The organism is Streptomyces sp. NBC_00285 (assembly GCF_036174265.1).
GTDB lineage: Bacteria > Actinomycetota > Actinomycetes > Streptomycetales > Streptomycetaceae > Streptomyces.
This window is the reverse complement of sequence record NZ_CP108055.1, coordinates 4681010-4698287: the sequence shown is the minus strand read 5'-3', so window position 1 is coordinate 4698287 and position 17278 is coordinate 4681010. Positions and strand designations below refer to the sequence as shown.

General features: G+C 70.2%; 17 protein-coding genes and 1 tRNA gene. 9 read left to right on the top strand and 9 right to left on the bottom strand.

Features of this window, described 5'->3' with window-relative positions:
- Window positions 1–21: 21 nt before the first annotated feature.
- Entirely contained in the window at window positions 22–1254 is a 1233-nt protein-coding gene (locus tag OHT57_RS21595; protein WP_328748111.1) for a low temperature requirement protein A, read from the bottom strand.
- 158 nt (window positions 1255–1412) lie between these two features.
- Here OHT57_RS21595 and OHT57_RS21590 point away from each other — a divergent pair, with 158 nt between their 5' ends.
- Window positions 1413–1595: a hypothetical protein gene (locus OHT57_RS21590; RefSeq protein ID WP_328748110.1), complete on the top strand. Its 183-nt coding sequence runs from the start codon at window positions 1413–1415 to the stop codon at window positions 1593–1595.
- Window positions 1596–1638: 43 nt separating this feature from the next.
- On the opposite strand, the gene mscL is transcribed toward OHT57_RS21590, so the two are convergent.
- From mscL to OHT57_RS21560, 6 genes are all read right to left on the bottom strand, one after another.
- Window positions 1639–2094, bottom strand: coding sequence for a large conductance mechanosensitive channel protein MscL (mscL, locus tag OHT57_RS21585; protein WP_328748109.1), 456 nt, complete (start codon window positions 2092–2094; stop codon window positions 1639–1641).
- 138 nt (window positions 2095–2232) lie between these two features.
- Window positions 2233–2820 (bottom strand): hypothetical protein, encoded by a 588-nt coding sequence (locus tag OHT57_RS21580; RefSeq protein ID WP_328748108.1) that lies wholly within the window; start codon window positions 2818–2820, stop codon window positions 2233–2235.
- 133 nt (window positions 2821–2953) lie between these two features.
- On the bottom strand, window positions 2954–3787 hold the full coding sequence (locus OHT57_RS21575; protein ID WP_328748107.1) for an S-methyl-5'-thioadenosine phosphorylase: 834 nt from the start codon (window positions 3785–3787) through the stop codon (window positions 2954–2956).
- A 140-nt stretch (window positions 3788–3927) separates the two neighbouring features.
- Window positions 3928–4251, bottom strand: coding sequence for an FmdB family zinc ribbon protein (locus OHT57_RS21570; protein WP_328748106.1), 324 nt, complete (start codon window positions 4249–4251; stop codon window positions 3928–3930).
- A 67-nt stretch (window positions 4252–4318) separates the two neighbouring features.
- A complete protein-coding gene (locus OHT57_RS21565; protein ID WP_443053624.1) occupies window positions 4319–5635 on the bottom strand; it encodes an MFS transporter in 1317 nt (438 codons plus the stop codon).
- Between the two features lie 183 nt (window positions 5636–5818).
- Entirely contained in the window at window positions 5819–7354 is a 1536-nt protein-coding gene (locus OHT57_RS21560; RefSeq protein WP_328753278.1) for a potassium/proton antiporter, read from the bottom strand.
- Window positions 7355–7595: 241 nt separating this feature from the next.
- On the opposite strand from OHT57_RS21560, the gene OHT57_RS21555 reads away from it, so the two are divergent.
- Complete coding sequence (locus tag OHT57_RS21555; RefSeq protein ID WP_328748104.1) at window positions 7596–10406, top strand: penicillin acylase family protein; 2811 nt, start codon at window positions 7596–7598, stop codon at window positions 10404–10406.
- Between the two features lie 66 nt (window positions 10407–10472).
- Here the strand turns inward: OHT57_RS21555 and OHT57_RS21550 are convergent, their stop codons facing one another.
- Window positions 10473–11021: a 5-formyltetrahydrofolate cyclo-ligase gene (locus OHT57_RS21550; RefSeq protein WP_328748103.1), complete on the bottom strand. Its 549-nt coding sequence runs from the start codon at window positions 11019–11021 to the stop codon at window positions 10473–10475.
- 167 nt (window positions 11022–11188) lie between these two features.
- Between OHT57_RS21550 and galU the strand changes: the two genes are divergently transcribed.
- The 7 genes from galU to OHT57_RS21515 all read left to right on the top strand — a co-directional run bounded on the left by galU (window position 11189) and on the right by OHT57_RS21515 (window position 16722).
- Complete coding sequence (gene galU, locus OHT57_RS21545; protein WP_328748102.1) at window positions 11189–12091, top strand: UTP--glucose-1-phosphate uridylyltransferase GalU; 903 nt, start codon at window positions 11189–11191, stop codon at window positions 12089–12091.
- A gap of 4 nt (window positions 12092–12095) precedes the next feature.
- Window positions 12096–13418, top strand: a complete 1323-nt coding sequence (glp, locus tag OHT57_RS21540; protein ID WP_328748101.1) for a molybdotransferase-like divisome protein Glp — start codon at window positions 12096–12098, stop codon at window positions 13416–13418.
- 62 nt (window positions 13419–13480) lie between these two features.
- Window positions 13481–13960 carry a cyclic pyranopterin monophosphate synthase MoaC gene (gene moaC / locus OHT57_RS21535; RefSeq protein ID WP_328748100.1) on the top strand — a complete coding sequence of 160 codons (480 nt, stop codon included), beginning with the start codon at window positions 13481–13483 and terminating at the stop codon, window positions 13958–13960.
- Window positions 13957–14463 carry a MogA/MoaB family molybdenum cofactor biosynthesis protein gene (locus OHT57_RS21530; protein ID WP_328748099.1) on the top strand — a complete coding sequence of 169 codons (507 nt, stop codon included), beginning with the start codon at window positions 13957–13959 and terminating at the stop codon, window positions 14461–14463. The genes moaC and OHT57_RS21530 overlap by 4 nt, the downstream gene beginning before the upstream one ends.
- Window positions 14460–15098, top strand: coding sequence for a GNAT family N-acetyltransferase (locus tag OHT57_RS21525; RefSeq protein WP_328753277.1), 639 nt, complete (start codon window positions 14460–14462; stop codon window positions 15096–15098). Before OHT57_RS21530 ends, OHT57_RS21525 begins: the two co-directional genes overlap by 4 nt.
- Window positions 15099–15316: 218 nt before the next feature.
- On the top strand, window positions 15317–16579 hold the full coding sequence (locus tag OHT57_RS21520) for a gephyrin-like molybdotransferase receptor GlpR (protein WP_328748098.1): 1263 nt from the start codon (window positions 15317–15319) through the stop codon (window positions 16577–16579).
- A 69-nt stretch (window positions 16580–16648) separates the two neighbouring features.
- Window positions 16649–16722, top strand: a tRNA-Ala gene (locus OHT57_RS21515).
- A 61-nt stretch (window positions 16723–16783) separates the two neighbouring features.
- Here OHT57_RS21515 and OHT57_RS21510 read toward each other — a convergent pair.
- Window positions 16784–17260 carry a GNAT family N-acetyltransferase gene (locus OHT57_RS21510; RefSeq protein ID WP_328748097.1) on the bottom strand — a complete coding sequence of 159 codons (477 nt, stop codon included), beginning with the start codon at window positions 17258–17260 and terminating at the stop codon, window positions 16784–16786.
- Between the last annotated feature and the right edge of the window lie 18 nt (window positions 17261–17278).

The following is a 17278-nucleotide window of genomic DNA, read 5'->3' as shown; positions in this document are numbered from 1 at the left end:
CTCCCGCCCGGCCCGACACGATCACACCGTTCGGACCGGCTCCCGCTGCTCCCGCGCCACCATCCGCGCGGTCAGTGTCGTCCCGGTGACCACGGCCAGCGCCGCCACGACACCCGCCGCGACCACCGCCCGGTCGCCCAGGAAGGTGCAGCAGATCACCAGCAGCGCCGCGACCGGCAGCACCAACTGCTGCGGGACGCCCACCTTGAAGTGGCGCGAGTGCAGCAGCCAGACGGTCAGCAGATACAGGGCCGTCGGCAGGGTCACGGCGGCCGACGCGGCCTGTGTGGAGATGTGCGCCTTGTCGACGGCCTGCTCCACGGCGACCTCCAGGCCCGCCCCGATCGCGGCGGCCGACGCGAAGACCAGGTAGTGGCCGTAACCCCACAGGAACGCCTGCTTGTTGGAGCGCAGATGGCCGTGGATGGGCACCACGAAGTAGATCCACCAGGCGGCGAAGATGATCAGCAGTCCGCCCGCGGCGATCGGCAGGAGCTCGTCCAGCGCGTCGTTCTCGTCGATGCCGGACTTCACGGCGACCGTGGCGGCGGCGATCGTCTCGCCGAGCACGATGATCGTGAACAGCCCGTAGCGTTCCGCGATGTGGTGGGGATGCCACGACGTCGGGTGGTCCTTCTCGGCGAAGACCGGCACGCACATCTCCAGCAGCGCCATCACCAGGAAGACCCAGGCCCGCCCGCCCTCCGGCAGGACCACCAGGCCCAGCCAGCCGACCTGGCACAACAGCACGCCGAACGTGTACCGCAGCGCCGTGGTCCGCTCCGCGCCCTCGCTCGAACGCGCCACCCGCAGCCACTGCACGATCAGCGCCGACCGCATGGTCACGTAGCCCAGCCACACGGCCAGGAACTCGTGGTCCTCGAACGCCCTGGACACCCCGGCCGCCAAAATCAGGACACCGGCGATCTGCAGCAGGGTGACGACCCGGTAGAGGGCGTCGTCGTTGTCGTAAGCCGAGGCGAACCAGGTGAAGTTCATCCAGGCCCACCAGATGGAGAAGAAGACCATCGCGTAGTTGAGGAGCCCCTGGCCGGCGTGTCCCTCGGCGACGGAGTGCACCAGGGCCACGCCCGCCTGGGCGATGGCCACCACGAAGCACAGGTCGAAGAAGAGCTCCAGCGGCGAGGCGACCCGATGGGCCTCGTCCCGGCCACGGGCGGTGAGTCTGCGCAGAGGTCTTTGCCGGCCGGTCGGCCGGGCGGGGACGGGCGTGGGAGTCGGGCTGGACGTCATGCGGCCAAGCACAGCAGATGGCGCACGGAATTGCTCGGGCGGGGAGTCGGCGCGAGGGGACGGGGCCCGGTGACACAGCCGGGGCGGCGGGCGCGGTCACGGGTGCCGGGGTGGGCACGGACTCGGGGCGGGGCGTGCCGGGGCCGTACCCTGGACGCATGAGTACCGCCCCCGATGCCGAGCCGCTCGAGTCCAAGGCCGCACTGATCTTCGACGACCCGCTGGACCAGCAGTCCTCGGACGACACCGACCGGGGCTGGGGCGAGCGGCCGCGCGCCGACGGCGACAGCGCGGCCGACCTGAAGCGCTTCCTCGACGAGAAGCCGCCCCACCACCTCTGAGCGAGCCGCAGCGAGGCCCGCCCCAGCCGACTGCCCCGAGCGGCTAACGCTCGCTGTGCCCCGAGCCCCGCTGCGCCACCAGCGCGTCGCGGATCTCCTTGAGGACCTCCAGCTCGGTCAACTCGATGACCTCGTGCGTGCCCTCCTTCGCCTTCCTGCGGGCCTCCGCCCTGGCCAGGTACTTCGACATCGGCAGGACCATCAGGAAGTAGACGACGGCCGCGGTGATCACGAAGCTCAGGGTGGCGCCGAGCACCGAGCCCCACAGGAGCTGGATGCCTTCGTCGCCCGTGCACTTGTCGCTCAGACACGAGCTGTAGGTGTCGAGGTTCTTGGTACCGATCGCCCCGACGAGCGGGTTGATGAGTCCCTTCACCACCGCGGTGACGATGTTGGTGAAAGCGGCGCCGATGACGACCGCGACTGCCAGATCGACGACGTTCCCGCGCGTCAGGAAGGCCTTGAAACCCTCCCAGACGTTCGGCTTCTTCTCGCTCACCCAGGGGCCTCTTCTCGCATGCGCAACTTGTGGAACAAACAGCTCCGCAACCTACGTCAATGCGAGGTGACCCTGTCCAATTGGGTAGCTCGAATGAGGGACTTGACAGGAAGTCGCCCAGGAGACGGACCGAACGGCTCACCACAGTGTCACCGCCAGCCGTGCCGTCGCGCCCGCGCCCGCGAGACGTGCCGCCGTCGCCCGCGGCACCGAGAGCACGACCAGTGCCCCACCCTCGCTCACGCCGTCCAAGGGCTCGGGCACCTTGGTCACCCGCGCCCCGCGCGCGACCACTCGGGCCTCACCGCCCAGGGCCGAGTCCTCCGCGGCGATGACGTCGACCCGGTCGCCGATCCGCAGCAGCCGGACGGTCGCCCCGTCCGCGATCCGCACCGGCGCCGACACCGTCTCCACCGCACGGTGTTCCGGTACGGGCTCGGCCACCGGATGCCCCCGTGCCCCGTCGTCGCCCCGTGGACCCGCCGCCACCAGCGCGGCCGCGGTGAGGGCGAGACCGACGGCCACGGCCCGCCTGCGGTGCCGCACGAGCCGCCGCAGCCGGTACCACCCGCCGCTCACCCGCACGGGAGCGAAGTGCGGCACCTCACAGATGGGCGGGGCGTCGGCACCCGGCGGGCGCGGAGCGACGGGGGAGGGAAAGGCGGCGGGGAAAGCAGACGAGGAGGGTGAGGGGAACCCTGAGGGCGACGGAGCGAAGGAGGACATGAGGGCCACCACCTGTGACGAGGCATCGGTTTGCCCTGCCACGATGAGGTCTCGCGCCGATTCCCGCCGGAGCCGGTGGACCACCGACGGATTGTGGAAAACTTCCTCACCCGAACGAGAACCTCCGCCCCTGTCAGGGCAGTTCGAACCCGGGGTCCATCCCGCCCAGCGCGTTCACGCACAGACAGTCCCGCTCGTCCGGCGACGGCAGCGCGGCCACCGCGTCGAACAGCACGCCCCGCAGCCGGTCCACGTTGGCCGCGAACACCCGCAGCACCTCGTCGTGCGAGACGCCCTCGCCGGTCTCGGCACCCGCGTCGAGGTCGGTGACGAGGGTCAACGACGTGTAGCAGAGCTCCAGTTCACGGGCGAGGGACGCCTCGGGGTGACCGGTCATGCCCACCACCGACCAGCCCTGCGCCTGATGCCACAACGATTCGGCACGGGTCGAGAAGCGCGGCCCCTCGATCACGACGAGCGTGCCGCCGTCCACCGGCTCCCAGTCCCGCCCGCGGGCAGCCTTCAGCGCGGCCGCACGCCCGACGGGGCAGTACGGGTCGGCCAGGGAGGTGTGCACCACGTTCGGTACCGCGCCGTCCGGCAGCGGCAGCCCGTCGAAGTACGTGCCCGCCCGGGACTTCGTACGGTCGACCAGTTGGTCCGGCACGAGCAGCGTGCCCGGCCCGTACTCGGGGCGCAGCCCGCCCACCGCGCACGGGCCGAGAACCTGCCGGGCCCCCACCGACCTGAGCGCCCACAGATTGGCCCGGTAGTTGATCCGGTGCGGCGGCAGATGGTGGCCGCGTCCGTGCCGGGGCAGGAAGGCGACCCGCCGGCCGGCGACCTCGCCGAGGAAGAGGGAGTCGCTGGGCGGACCGTAGGGGGTGTCCACCTGGACCTCGGTCACGTCGTCGAGGAACGAGTAGAAGCCGGAGCCTCCGATTACGCCGATCTCTGCGTTTGCCATGACCAGCACAGTATCCGGCGCCCAAAACCAGCGGCAGCCGCCTCGGAGGAGACCGCTCGGAGGAGACCGCTCGGAGGAGACCGCTCGGAGAACGCCGAAGACCCCGCCGTCCTAAGACGGCAGGGTCCCGGAAGTGCGACTTATGCTGCGGAGCTGCTGCTGGACGAGCTGCCCGTGCTCGACGACTTCGACTCCGAGGAGGACGACTTCGACTCGGATCCCGACGAGGCGGATGTCGACGTGGACGTCGACGGCTTCGGGGACGACGGGGTGCTGCTCGACGAGGAGCCGCGGCTGTCGTTGCGATAGAAGCCGGAGCCCTTGAAGACGATGCCGACTGCGGAGAACACCTTCTTCAGACGGCCCTGGCAGTTGGGGCACTCCGTCAGGGCGTCGTCGCTGAACTTCTGCACCGCCTCGAGGCCCTCGCCGCACTCGGTGCACTGGTACTGATAGGTGGGCACTGTCTTCCTCCTGGCACTCTCACTCAGTGAGTGCTAACGAGGGTCCATACTGACGTATTCCCGAGGATCAGTCCACTGCCACCGGCACTCGGTGACCGATGCCACGTGCCACGGTCCGGCTGCGGGGCCGTCCCGCGAGCTGCGAACGCAGCGCCAGCAGGGTCGCCAGGGCGAGCAGGGTGCCGCCCATCGGCACCAGGAATCCGGCACCGGCCCAGAGGCGGTCCTCCAGCTGCCCGGCGATCGTGACGGCGGCCGCCTGGCCGAGTGCCACCGCTCCGGTCAGCCAGGTGAAGGCCTCGGTGCGGGCGCCACGCGGGACCAGGTTCTCCACCAGGGTGTAGCCGGTGATCAGGGCGGGCGCGATGCACATGCCGACCAGGAGGCCGAGGCCCGCCAGGACGAACACCGAGTGCGCGGCCCACAGGCCGGAGGCCGTCAGGGCGAGGGCGCCGTATCCGAGGACCAGGCGGCGCTGCGGGGCCACCTTCCAGGCGACGGCTCCGCAGACCAGGCCGGAGAGCATGTTGCCCGCGGCGAAGACGCCGTACAGGACACCGTTCAGACCGGGTTCGCCGATCGAGTCGCTGAACGCGGCCAGGGAGACCTGCATGCCGCCGAAGACGGAACCGATGCCCAGGAAGGTGACGATCAGGACCCGCACACCGGGGACGCGCAGAGCTGAGGAGTGCTCCACGCGTGTGTGCCCGTCGACCGCGGCGACCGTCGGCTGTGTGCTCTTCTGCGCGGCGAACAGCAGGCCGCCGAGCAGGGTGAGCGACGCCTCCGTCAGCAGGCCGGCTGCGGGGTCGACGGCGGTGCACAGGGCGGTGGCCAGCAGTGGGCCGAAGACGAAGGTCAGCTCGTCCGTGACGGACTCGAAGGCCGCCGCCGTGGTCATCAGGGGCGAGTCCTGGAGGGTCACGCCCCAGCGGGCGCGCACCATGGGGCCGATCTGCGGCACCGAGGCCCCCGTGGGCACGGCCGCCGCGAACAGTGCCCACAAGGGCGCGTGCGAGAGGGCGAGCGCGGTCAGGGAGAGCACCGACAGGGTGTGGACCAGCACTCCGGGGATCAGGACGGCGCGCTGCCCGTAGCGGTCCGCGAGACGGCCGCTGTAGGGCGCGAACAGCGCCATGGAGACGCCCGTGGCGGCCGCGACGGCGCCCGCCGCGCCGTAGGAGCCGGTGGTGTGCTGCATGAGCAGCACGATGGAGATGGTGAGCATCGCGAACGGCTGGCGTGCCGCGAAGCCGGGGAGCAGGAACGTCCAGGCGCCGCGTGTGCGCAGCAGCTGTCCGTATCCCGGGCGGGAGGAGGTGACCGTGGATGCCACGGCCGTGCCTTTCTGCCGCCTGGTAGCGCGGTTCCCCTCGGAAGGGATGGCGCCGAGAGCTGTCCTCTTGCGCGGACTGCGGTAGATGCCGAAGGTCACTGCTCAGGGACGTCTCGGCCGCCATACGGTCGCGCCAGCTCTGCGTCAGGCAGAGTTGGTTCGATCAAGGGTTGCCTTCATCGTACAGGGAGCGCGAAACGCACCTGTAACAACCGGTCTCCCGGGCCACTCTCAGCGACTGCCGCCGATCCCGCCCGTGCCCAGCCATCCGGCCAGCTTGCCGCCGTTGCCCACCGCGCGCAGCCGCCGTTCCGCGGCGTCGCGGACCGGGTCGGTGGCGACGACCAGGAGTTCGTCACCGCGCCGCAGCACCGTCGTGGGCAGCGGAACGAACGATTCTTCGTCGCGTACGACCAGGGTGACCGCGGCCCCGGCGGGCAGCCGCAGCTCGTTGACCTCGACGCCGTGCATCCGGGACCCCTCGGGGATCGCGACGGACAGCAGATGTCCGCGCAGCCGCTCCAGGGGCGCCGACTCGATGCCGAGGTCGGCGGCCTCGGGGTCCCCGCCCAGCCGCAGCTTGCGCGCCAGCCAGGGCAGCGTCGGACCCTGGACGAGGGTGTAGACGACGACCAGGACGAAGACGATGTTGAAGACGCGGCGGCTGCCCTCGACGCCGCTCACCATGGGGATCGTCGCCAGGATGATGGGCACGGCGCCGCGCAGTCCGGCCCAGGACATGAGGGTCTGCTCCTGCCAGGGGACCCGGAACGGCGTCAGGCACAGGAAGACGCTCAGGGGCCGCGCGACCATGGTCAGCACCAGCCCGATGACGAGTCCGGGCAGCACGTCGTCGCCGAGTTCGTGCGGGCTGACCAGCAGGCCGAGCAGGACGAACATGCCGATCTGGGCGATCCAGCCGAGCCCGTCGGCGAAGCCCCGCGTGGCGGGCCAGTGCGGCAGTTTGGCGTTGCCCATCGCCATGGAGGCGAGGTAGACGGCGAGGAAGCCGCTTCCGTGGGCCAGCGCACCCGCCGCGTACGCGGTGACGGCGATCGCCATGACCGCGATCGGGTAGAGGCCGGAGGCCGGCAGGGCGACGTGCCGAAGGCCCCAGGAGCCGAGCCAGCCCACCGCGATGCCGACGGCCGCGCCGATGGCCAGCTCCAGGGTTATCTCGCCGATCAGCGCGTACCAGTGATCGACCGGTCCGGCCTGGGAGAAGGCGACGACGAGGATGACCACCGGGGCGTCGTTGAAGCCGGACTCGGCCTCCAGTGTGCCCGTCACGCGCGTGGGGAGGGGGATCTTGCGCAGCACCGAGAAGACCGCCGCCGCGTCCGTCGAGGACACGACCGCCCCGATGATGAGCGCCTGGCGCCACTCGAGCCCGATCAGGTAGTGCGCAGCCGTCGCCGTGACCCCGACGCTCACCGCGACCCCGGCCAGTGCCAGCGCGGTGGCGGCCGGCAGGGCCGGCTTGATCTCCTTCCACTTCGTGCCGAGGCCGCCCTCGGCCAGGATCACGACCAGGGCCGCGTACCCGATGACCTGGGTCAGTTCGGCGTTGTCGAAGTGGATGTCGCCGACGCCGTCCTGGCCCATGGCGATGCCGATCCCCAGGTACACGAGCAGGCTGGGGAGCCCGCTGCGCGAGGAGATCCGGACCGCTGCCACAGCGACGAGCAGTACGAGCGAGCAGACGAGCAGGAGCTGGTTGAGGTGGTGGACAGTCAGCGGCCGTTCCCTTCCCTGGCTCACCGGCATACGCGCGTGTGAGCTCACGTACATAGGACACGAAGCGACGGGACTCCGCATCCAAGTACTTCGTTACCTTACCTAACTCTTGACGATTTCTTGACGCTCGGGGAGGCAAGATCGAACGCTCGCCCGTGCCCGTACCCGACACCGCGTCAAGTGGCGCCGGGCCCTGCGCCTATGGTTGCTCCAGCGCTCAGTCGAAAGCACAGCCCGCCCTGCCGCTAGCGTTAGGACAGCAAGGACAGCGATGCCCCCCACCACCACCGCCTCATCGGGTCAGCAGCCCGGCAAGTCCGGCAGGAAGAAGGGGCGCAGAGGTCGTCTGATCGTTCTCGTCCTCGTACTGGCCATCATCGGTGGCATCGCCTACGGCGGATACTGGTCGGTGAGCACCGTCCGCGCGTCCCTCCCGCAGACCAAGGGCTCGATCGAGCTCGCAGGCCTGTCGGGCCCCGTGGACGTCAAGCGTGACAGCTACGGCATCCCGCAGATCTACGCCTCCTCGGACGCGGACCTGTTCATGGCACAGGGCTATGTGCAGGCGCAGGACCGTTTCTACGAGATGGACGTGCGCCGGCACATGACCTCCGGGCGCCTGTCGGAGATGTTCGGCAAGGGGCAGGTCGACGACGACGAGTTCCTGCGCACGCTCGGCTGGGACCGGGTCGCGAAGAAGGAGTACGACACCAAGCTGTCGGCCTCCACCAAGAAGTACCTCCAGGCGTATGCCAAGGGGGTCAACGCCTACCTCCAGGGCAAGAGCGGCAAGGACATCTCCCTGGAGTACGCGGCGCTCGGCTTCAAGAACGACTACAAGCCCGAGCAGTGGACCCCGGTCGACTCGGTCTCGTGGCTGAAGGCGATGGCCTGGGACCTGCGCAGCAACATGCAGGACGAGATCGACCGCGCCCTGATGACCAGCCGTCTCGGCCCGAAGCAGATCGCCGACCTGTACCCGGACTACCCGTACAGCCGCAACCAGGCCATCGTCCAGGAGGGCCAGTACAGCGAGCTGACCGGGACGTTCGAGCAGGACGGCAGCTCGGAGGACAGCGGCCTGTCCGGCACGGGCACCTCGGGCACGGGCACCTCCACGTCGGGCACCACGGGCACGTCGGCCTCGTCCTCCTCCTCGACCTCGACGACGGCCTCCGCGGCCCTCCAGAGCCAGCTCTCGGGCCTCTACAAGGTCCTGGACGACGTCCCCACGGCCGTCGGCGTCAACGGCCAGGGCATCGGCTCGAACTCCTGGGTCGTCGCGGGCTCGCACACCATCACCGGCAGCCCGCTGCTGGCCAACGACCCGCACCTGTCGCCCTCGCTGCCGTCCGTCTGGTATCAGATGGGCCTGCACTGCCGGGCCGTCTCCAGCAAGTGCCAGTACGACGTCACCGGCTACACCTTCGCGGGCATGCCCGGCGTGGTCATCGGCCACAACGGGAAGATCGCCTGGGGCATGACCAACTCCGGCGTCGACGTCACCGACCTCTACCTGGAGAAGCTCTCCGGCGACGGCTACCTCTACGACGGCACGACCAAGCCGTTCACCACGCGCGAGGAGACCATCAAGGTCGCCGGCGGGGACGCCAAGAAGATCGTCGTCCGTGAGACGAACAACGGCCCCCTGCTGTCCGACCGCTACGACGAGCTGGTGAAGGTCGGCAAGAAGGCCACCGTCGACAACGCGGCCCCCGACCGCGGTGACGGCTACGGCGTCGCCCTGCGCTGGACCGCGCTCGACCCCGGCACCTCCATGGACGCCGTGTTCGCGATGGACAAGGCGTCGAACTGGAGCGACTTCCGCGCGGCGGCGGCCCTGTTCGACGTGCCCTCGCAGAACCTCGTCTACGCGGACGCCGAGAACATCGGCTACACCCTGCCCGGCCGCATCCCGATCCGCGCCAAGGGCGACACCGGCGCCATCCCGGCCCCCGGCTGGGACCCCAAGTACACGTGGACCGGCAAGTACATCAAGCAGGACGAGCTGCCCTACGAGTACAACCCCTCACGCGGCTACATCGTCACCGCCAACCAGGCCGTCGTCGACAAGGCCAAGTACCCCTACACGCTCACCACGGACTGGGGCTACGGCGCCCGCAGCCAGCGCATCACCGACCTGATCGCACAGAAGATCAAGGGCGGCGGCAAGATCTCCACCGACGACATGCGTCAGATGCAGCTCGACAACAGCAGCGAGATCGCCAAGCTGCTCGTGCCCAAGCTGCTGAAGATCGACGTCAAGGACAAGGACGTCCGCCAGGCGCAGGAACTGCTGGAGGGCTGGGACTACACCCAGGACGCCGACTCGGCGGCGGCCGCCTACTTCAACGCCGTCTGGCGCAACATCCTCAAGCTGGCCTTCGGCAACAAACTGCCCAAGGAGCTGCGGGTCAAGGGGCAGTGCGTGTGGGTCGACCCGATCGACACCACCGGGCCCGTGGACGAGACGGACAAGGTCCGCGAGTGCGGCCAGCGCGATGCCGACCAGGCGCAGCCCGACGGCGGTGACCGCTGGTTCGAGGTCGTGCGCACCCTCATGGACGACGAGAACAGCGACTGGTGGAAGACACCGGCGGGCGTGGGTGACCGCCCCAAGGCCGTCAACCGCGACGAGTTGTTCAAGCGCGCCATGATCGACGCCCGCTGGGAGCTGACCGCCAAGCTCGGCAAGGACATCGACACCTGGAGCTGGGGCCGGCTGCACCGCCTGTTCCTGAAGAACCAGACCCTGGGCATCGACGGCCCCGGCTTCCTGAAGTACATGCTCAACCGCGGCCCCTGGAAGCTCAGCGGCGGCGAGGCGACGGTCAACGCGACCGGCTGGAACGCGGCGGGCGGCTACGGCGTCGTCTGGGTGCCGTCGATGCGCATGGTGGTCAACCTCGGCGACCTCGACAAGTCGAAGTGGATCAACCTCACCGGCGCCTCGGGGCACGCCTACAGCGCGCACTACACCGACCAGACCGGCAAGTGGGCCAAGGGCGAACTGCTGGACTGGTCCTTCTCGAAGGACGCCGTCGACAAGAGCACGAGCGACACGCTGGTCCTGAAACCGTGAACATCCCGCGGTAGACCGGGTCTTCGACGGCAGGGGCTCTCCACGCGCGTGTGGAGAGCCCCTACCTCATGCCGGACGGCGGAAGCGACGCACGCCCGACGGCGTCACCACCGCGTGCACCGGCCGGTCGTGCGCCTCCTCCGGTACCCGCGCGACGACCTCGGAGTCGTACAGGAGCACCACCAGCGCCGGTCGGGCCCCCGCCCGCTCCAGACGGGCGAGCACCCGGTCGTACGACCCTCCGCCGCGCCCCAGTCGCATCCCGCGCCCGTCCACCGCCAGACCGGGCAGCAGCACGGCGTCGGCGCCGGTCACGGCGTCCGGGCCCAGTCGCTCGCCGGAGGGCTCGAAAAGAGCCATTTTCCCGCCGTGCCGGACACGCGTAAGAGAGCCCTCGCCCGTGTAGACGCCCCAGTCCAGATCGTTGTCCGGCAGAAGCGCCGGGAGCAGCACGCGCACGCCCCGCTCGCGCAGCGCGTCCAGGAGCACCAGCGTGCCGGGCTCGCCCCCCACCGAGACATACGCGGCCACCGTGCCCGCAGCCGCCAGCTCGGGCAGACCGAGTGCCCTGCGGGCGAGCGCGGCAGCCCCTTCCCGCACGTCATCGGCCGTCAACCTGTTCCTCACGGCCAGGTAGTCTCGCCGCAACGTTCGCTTGTCAGGATCGGCCGGACGTCCGGCGTGACTCGAAGTCTCCACCCGTACCCTTTCAATGCGCTCATATAAGAGCTTATTAACCGGACCCACAGATTCCACGCAAAGGCTCCGGATAGGGTGCGGACATGACTCAGTCGCACCCTCGGATCAGCAAGGCTGTCATCCCGGCAGCAGGGCTCGGCACTCGTTTCCTGCCGGCAACCAAGGCCACTCCCAAGGAGATGCTGCCGGTCGTCGACAAGCCGGCGATCCAGTACGTGGTCGAGGAGGCCGTCTCGGCGGGCCTCGATGACGTCCTCATGATCACGGGCCGCAACAAGCGCCCCCTGGAGGACCACTTCGACCGCAACTACGAGCTCGAGTCCGCCCTCCAGAAGAAGGGCGACCGCAGCCGGCTCGCCAAGGTCCAGGAGTCCAGCGACCTCGCCACCATGCACTACGTCCGCCAGGGCGACCCCCGAGGCCTCGGCCACGCCGTCCTGTGCGCGGCCCCCCACGTCGGCGACGAGCCCTTCGCCGTCCTCCTCGGCGACGACCTGATCGACGCCCGCGACCCGCTGCTCCAGCGGATGATCGAGGTACAGGGGCAGCACGGGGGCAGCGTCATCGCGCTGATGGAGGTCGCGCCCGAGCAGATCCACCTCTACGGCTGCGCCGTCGTCGAGGAGACCGACGACGGCGACGTCGTCAAGGTCAGCGGCCTCGTCGAGAAGCCGGAAGCCGCCGACGCCCCGTCGAACTACGCGGTCATCGGCCGCTACGTCCTCGACCCGCACATCTTCGAGATACTGCGCAAGACCGAGCCGGGCCGCGGCAACGAGATCCAGCTCACCGACGCCCTCCAGCAGCTCGCCCAGGACGAGAAGGTCGGCGGCCCGGTGCACGGCGTCGTCTTCAAGGGCCGCCGCTATGACACCGGAGACCGCGGCGACTATCTGCGTGCCATTGTCAGACTCGCGTGCGAACGTGAAGACCTGGGACCGGACTTCCGGACCTGGCTTCGCAGTTTCGTAGCCGAGGAGATGTAGCGAGTTGAGCAGCGCCGTGACCCGCCCCGCCGACCAGGACCACCTCTGGTCGGTGGACGAGCACCTGGACGACATCCTCGCGACGGTCCGCCCCCTCGAACCCATCGAGCTGCAACTGCTCGACGCCCAGGGCTGCGTCCTGGTCGAGGACATCACGGTCCCGGTGTCACTGCCGCCGTTCGACAACAGCTCCATGGACGGGTACGCGGTCCGGGTCACCGACGTGGCGGGCGCGAGCGAGGAGTTCCCGGCCGTCCTGGACGTCGTCGGGGATGTCGCGGCGGGCCATGCCGAACTGCTGCACGTCGGCCCCGGACAGGCCGCCCGCATCATGACCGGCGCCCCGCTGCCGCCCGGCGCCGAGACCGTCGTCCCCGTCGAGTGGACCGACGGAGGCCTCGGCGAGGGCCCGGTGACCGGCATGCGCGCCCGCAGCCTCGCCCCCGAGGGCGCCGAGGGACAGGTGCACGTGTACCGGCCCGCCGAAGCACGCGCGCACGTGCGCGCCAAGGGCAGCGACGTACGGGCTGGCGACCGCGCCCTGGACGCCGGCACCGTCCTCGGCCCGCCGCAGATCGCCCTGCTCGCCGCGATCGGCCGCGGCAGCGTACGCGTGCGCCCACGCCCGCGTGTGGTCGTCATGTCCACCGGCAGCGAACTCGTCCAGCCCGGCGAAAGCCTCGGCAGCGGCGAGATCTACGACTCCAACAGCTTCGCCCTCACCGCGGCCGCCCGGGACGCCGGCGCCATCGCCTACCGCGTGGGCGCCGTCGCCGACGACGCGGAGACCCTGCGCTCCACCATCGAGGACCAGCTCGTCCGCGCCGACCTCATGGTCACCACGGGCGGCGTGAGCGTCGGGGCGTACGACGTCGTCAAGGAGGCGCTGTCGCACGTCGACGACGAGGACGAACCGGGCAGCGGTGTCGACTTCCGCAAGCTCGCCATGCAGCCCGGCAAGCCCCAGGGCTTCGGCTCCATCGGCCCCGACCACATCCCACTGCTGGCCCTGCCCGGCAACCCGGTCTCGTCGTACGTCTCCTTCGAGCTGTTCGTCCGGCCCGCCATCCGCGCCCTCATGGGCCTCGACGACGTCCACCGGCCCACGACCAGGGCGACCCTGACCGCGGACAGGGCGCTGACCTCGCCCAAGGGACGTCGGCAGTTCCTGCGCGGCACGTACGCCGACGGCGCGGTCAGCCCCGTCGGCGGTGCCGGATCCCACCTGGTCGCCGCCCTCGCGCTGGCGGACGCGCTGATCGTCGTACCGGAGGACACGGAGTCCGTGGCGCCCGGCACCGAGGTCGAAGTGGTCCTGCTCGGCTGAGCACTCCTGGTTGGCGGTACCGTGTCGCGCACAACAGCCCGGACCGGGAGCGCCGCACAACCATGAGTACGCAGGACCGACTGACCCACATCGACGAGGCGGGCGCCGCCCGCATGGTCGACGTATCCGGCAAGGACGTCACCGCACGCACCGCGCGTGCCAGTGGACGTGTCCTCGTGTCGCCCCGAGTGATCGAGCTGCTGCGCGGTGAGGGCGTGCCCAAGGGCGACGCCCTGGCCACCGCGCGGATCGCCGGCATCATGGGCGCCAAACGCACCCCTGACCTCATCCCGCTCTGTCACCCGTTGTCGGTGTCCGGTGTGAAACTGGACCTGTCGGTAGCGGACGACGCCGTGGAGATCCTGGCCACCGTGAAGACCACGGACCGCACGGGCGTCGAGATGGAGGCCCTCACCGCGGTCTCCGTCGCCGCGCTCACCGTGATCGACATGGTCAAGGCGGTCGACAAGGGAGCGGTCATCACGGACGTACGGGTCGAGGAGAAGACGGGCGGCAAGTCGGGCGACTGGAGCCGACGATGACGTACCGGGCTCTTGTGGTCACCGCCTCCAACAGGGCGGCCGCCGGGATCTACGAGGACAAGGGCGGTCCGCTGATCGCCGACGGCCTGGAGCGCTTCGGCTTCACCGTCGACGGACCGCGTGTCGTCCCCGACGGCGACCCCGTGGAGGCCGCCCTGCGCGCCGGGGTCGAGGCCGGATACGACGTCGTCGTCACCACCGGCGGCACCGGTGTCTCACCCACCGACCGCACCCCCGAGGCGACCCGCGCGGTGATCGACTACGAGGTGCCGGGCATCGCGGAGGCCATCCGGGCGTTCGGGCGGGAGAAGGTGCCCACCTCGGCGCTGTCCCGGGGCCTGGCCGGGGTGGCGGGACGCACGATGATCGTCAATCTGCCGGGTTCCAGCGGCGGGGTGAAGGACGGACTCGCCGTCCTGGAGCCCCTGTTGACGCACGCCGTCGACCAGATCCGCGGCGGGGACCACCCAAGACCCGGCGCCGGCACTGGGGGTGCGAGCTGAACAGCCCGTCATGGCCCGTCGTACTGGCGGACGGCGATGTCGTCCTGAGGCCGATAAGGATGCGCGACCAGCGGATCTGGCGCGAGGTCAACCGGCGCAACCGGGACTGGCTGCGGCCCTGGGAAGCGACCATTCCGCCGCCCACGCCCACCGGACCGATCGCACACCGGCCGACCTACCGTCAGATGGTCCGCCACCTGCGGTCCGAGGCGAACGCGGGGCGGATGCTGCCGTTCGTCATCGAGTACCAGGGGCAGCTGGTCGGGCAGTTGACGGTCGCCGGGATCACCTGGGGCTCGATGTGCTCGGGACACGTCGGCTACTGGGTGGACCAGTCGGTGGCCGGGCGCGGTGTGATGCCGACCGCGGTGGCGCTTGTCGTGGACCACTGTTTCCGTGCCGTCGGACTGCACCGCATCGAGGTCTGCATTCGCCCCGAGAACGGGCCCAGCCGACGGGTCGTGGAGAAACTCGGATTCCGCGAGGAGGGACTGCGGCCGCGCTATCTCCACATCGACGGGGCCTGGCGCGACCATCTCGTGTTCACGCTCACCGCGGAAGAGGTGCCCGACGGCTTGCTCAGGCGCTGGCAGCGGGCCCGCTCCGGCAGTACGCCGCACGACAATCCCGCATAGCCGAAGCATGGCGGTGGGCAGATTCGGGAGCATGGCCCAGAATTGAATAAGTGTTCGAAAATGATCGGTCCATGACCGTCTCGGGGCATTGAATTCGCGACTGAGGCGGCCTGCTGATCGGATCGGTCACAAAAAAAGCTCGAAATATCAGCCGGATCGTGCGACACACCGACTCAATTGGCAGATGGCCTCACGCAAACCCCTCTACCGTGTGAGGCGTGAGCAGCAGCGGCCTCATCTACGCAGTCATTGTCGGGGCCTGGGCCGCCTACTTGGTGCCGATGTGGCTCCGTAGGCAGGACGAGCTGAACGAGGCCCGTCCGACGGAACGCTTCAGCACCGCCATCCGGTTGCTCTCCGGACGGGCGGGCATGGAGCGCCGATACGCCAAGGACCTGCGCGCGCGCTCCACCGACGAGGAGGAGCGCGGCGCCGACGAACCGGACGCCGCCACCGAGTCGGTGGACGTCCGGGCCTTCGCCATGCCCCCGACCCGTCCGCAGACCCAGGCGACGCGCGAGCCCGCGCGAGAAGCAGGGCGGGATGCAGGGCGGGAACCCGGACGTGGCGAACCGGCGCGCCCGAAAACGAACGCGTCCGCGCCCGAACACAGCGGCGCGCCGACCCGGAAGCAGGCACCCGCCACCCCGGCGCACGCCCAGGGACAGACCCCCGCCCGGCGTACGGCCGCCGCGGAAGCGGCCGCGGCGCGCGCCCGGCGCTTGAAGGTGCTCGCACGCCGTCGGCGCACGACAGTGATGCTCTTCCTCGCCTTCACGCTCGGCGCGATCGTCGCCGCCGTAGGAGGGCTCGCCTTCCTGTGGGCGCCCGGCGTGCCCGCCGTGATGCTCAGCGTGTACATCGCCTACCTGCGCTCCCAGGAACACCGCCGCTTCGCCTACCAGATGGACCGGCGCCAGGCCGAGGCCGCCGCGCAGCGACTGCGGGAACGAGCGCGCCAGCCGCGCCGACGCGCCTCCGTCACCACCGGCGTGGACGCCGACGAATCGGACGAGGGACCAGCGCCGCAGACCGATCCCGGGCTTTCGGCGCTCGCCGCCGACCGGCGCGCCCTCGTGGAGCAGACCGACCACGCCGAGTGGGTCGACCAGCAGCGCGAGCGCCAGCGCGGACCGGGGCACGGGGACAGCTGGGACCCGGTGCCGGTGCCGCTGCCGACGTACGTGACCGCACCGGTCGCACCGCGGGCCTCCGCGGACGTGGACCTCGGGGCGCCGGACGCGTGGAGCTCGGCGCGGTCCAGCTCGGCCGCTCCGGAACAGTCCGGTCAGGAGGCGACGCCCGCCGCCGAGGACGGTGGATCGGAGGACGGGTCCGCCGACGCGGACGATCAGCCGGCGGCGGACGAGCGAAGTGACGCCCGCCGCGCCGCCTCCGCACGCCGGGCACGCGAGCGTGGCCGTACGCCCCTCTTCGACCAGTACGAGGACGGCGACCGGCCGCGCGCGGCCAACGAGTGAGGTCCCTGACCAGCCGGGAACGGATTTCCAAGCACCCTGACGGGGATGCTAGAGTTTCACTCGTTGCAAGGGCCTGTGGCGCAGTCTGGTAGCGCACCTCGTTCGCATCGAGGGGGTCTGGGGTTCAAATCCCCACAGGTCCACGCATCATGAAGACCCGCTCCTGGGTTCAGGAGCGGGTCTTCTGTCATGTGGGCGGGGGCCTCACAGGGGCTTCGCGAAGCAGCGGCTCTCCTCGTGGAAGCGGTAGTAGCCGAACTTCCCGCAGGGTTCGTAGCCGCTGGAGGAGTACAGGGCGATGGCCTCCGGCTGCTTGGTGCCGGTCTCCAGGACCATGCGGGTGCGGCCGGCCGTGCGGGCGTCGTCCTCCAGGGCGGCGAGGATACGGCGGGCGAGACCCCGGCCGCGTGCCACGTCGACGACGTACATGCGCTTGAGCTCGGCGTCGCCGTCCACGTTTCCCTCCCCGTTCGCGTCCTGGGCGCGCCAGCCGCCCGTGGCGACGGGGGCGTCCGTCTCGTCGTACGCGATCAAGTAGGCGCCGTTCGGCGGCTCGAAGTCCTCCGGTGCCAGGGTCGTGGCGTCGCCGCCGTCGCCGTAGCGGACGTGGTACTCGGCCTGGACCTGGTCGTTCAGCTTCACGGCGTCAGGGTGGTCGAAGGGGACCTGGCGTATGCGCATGTCCCACACAATAAATTG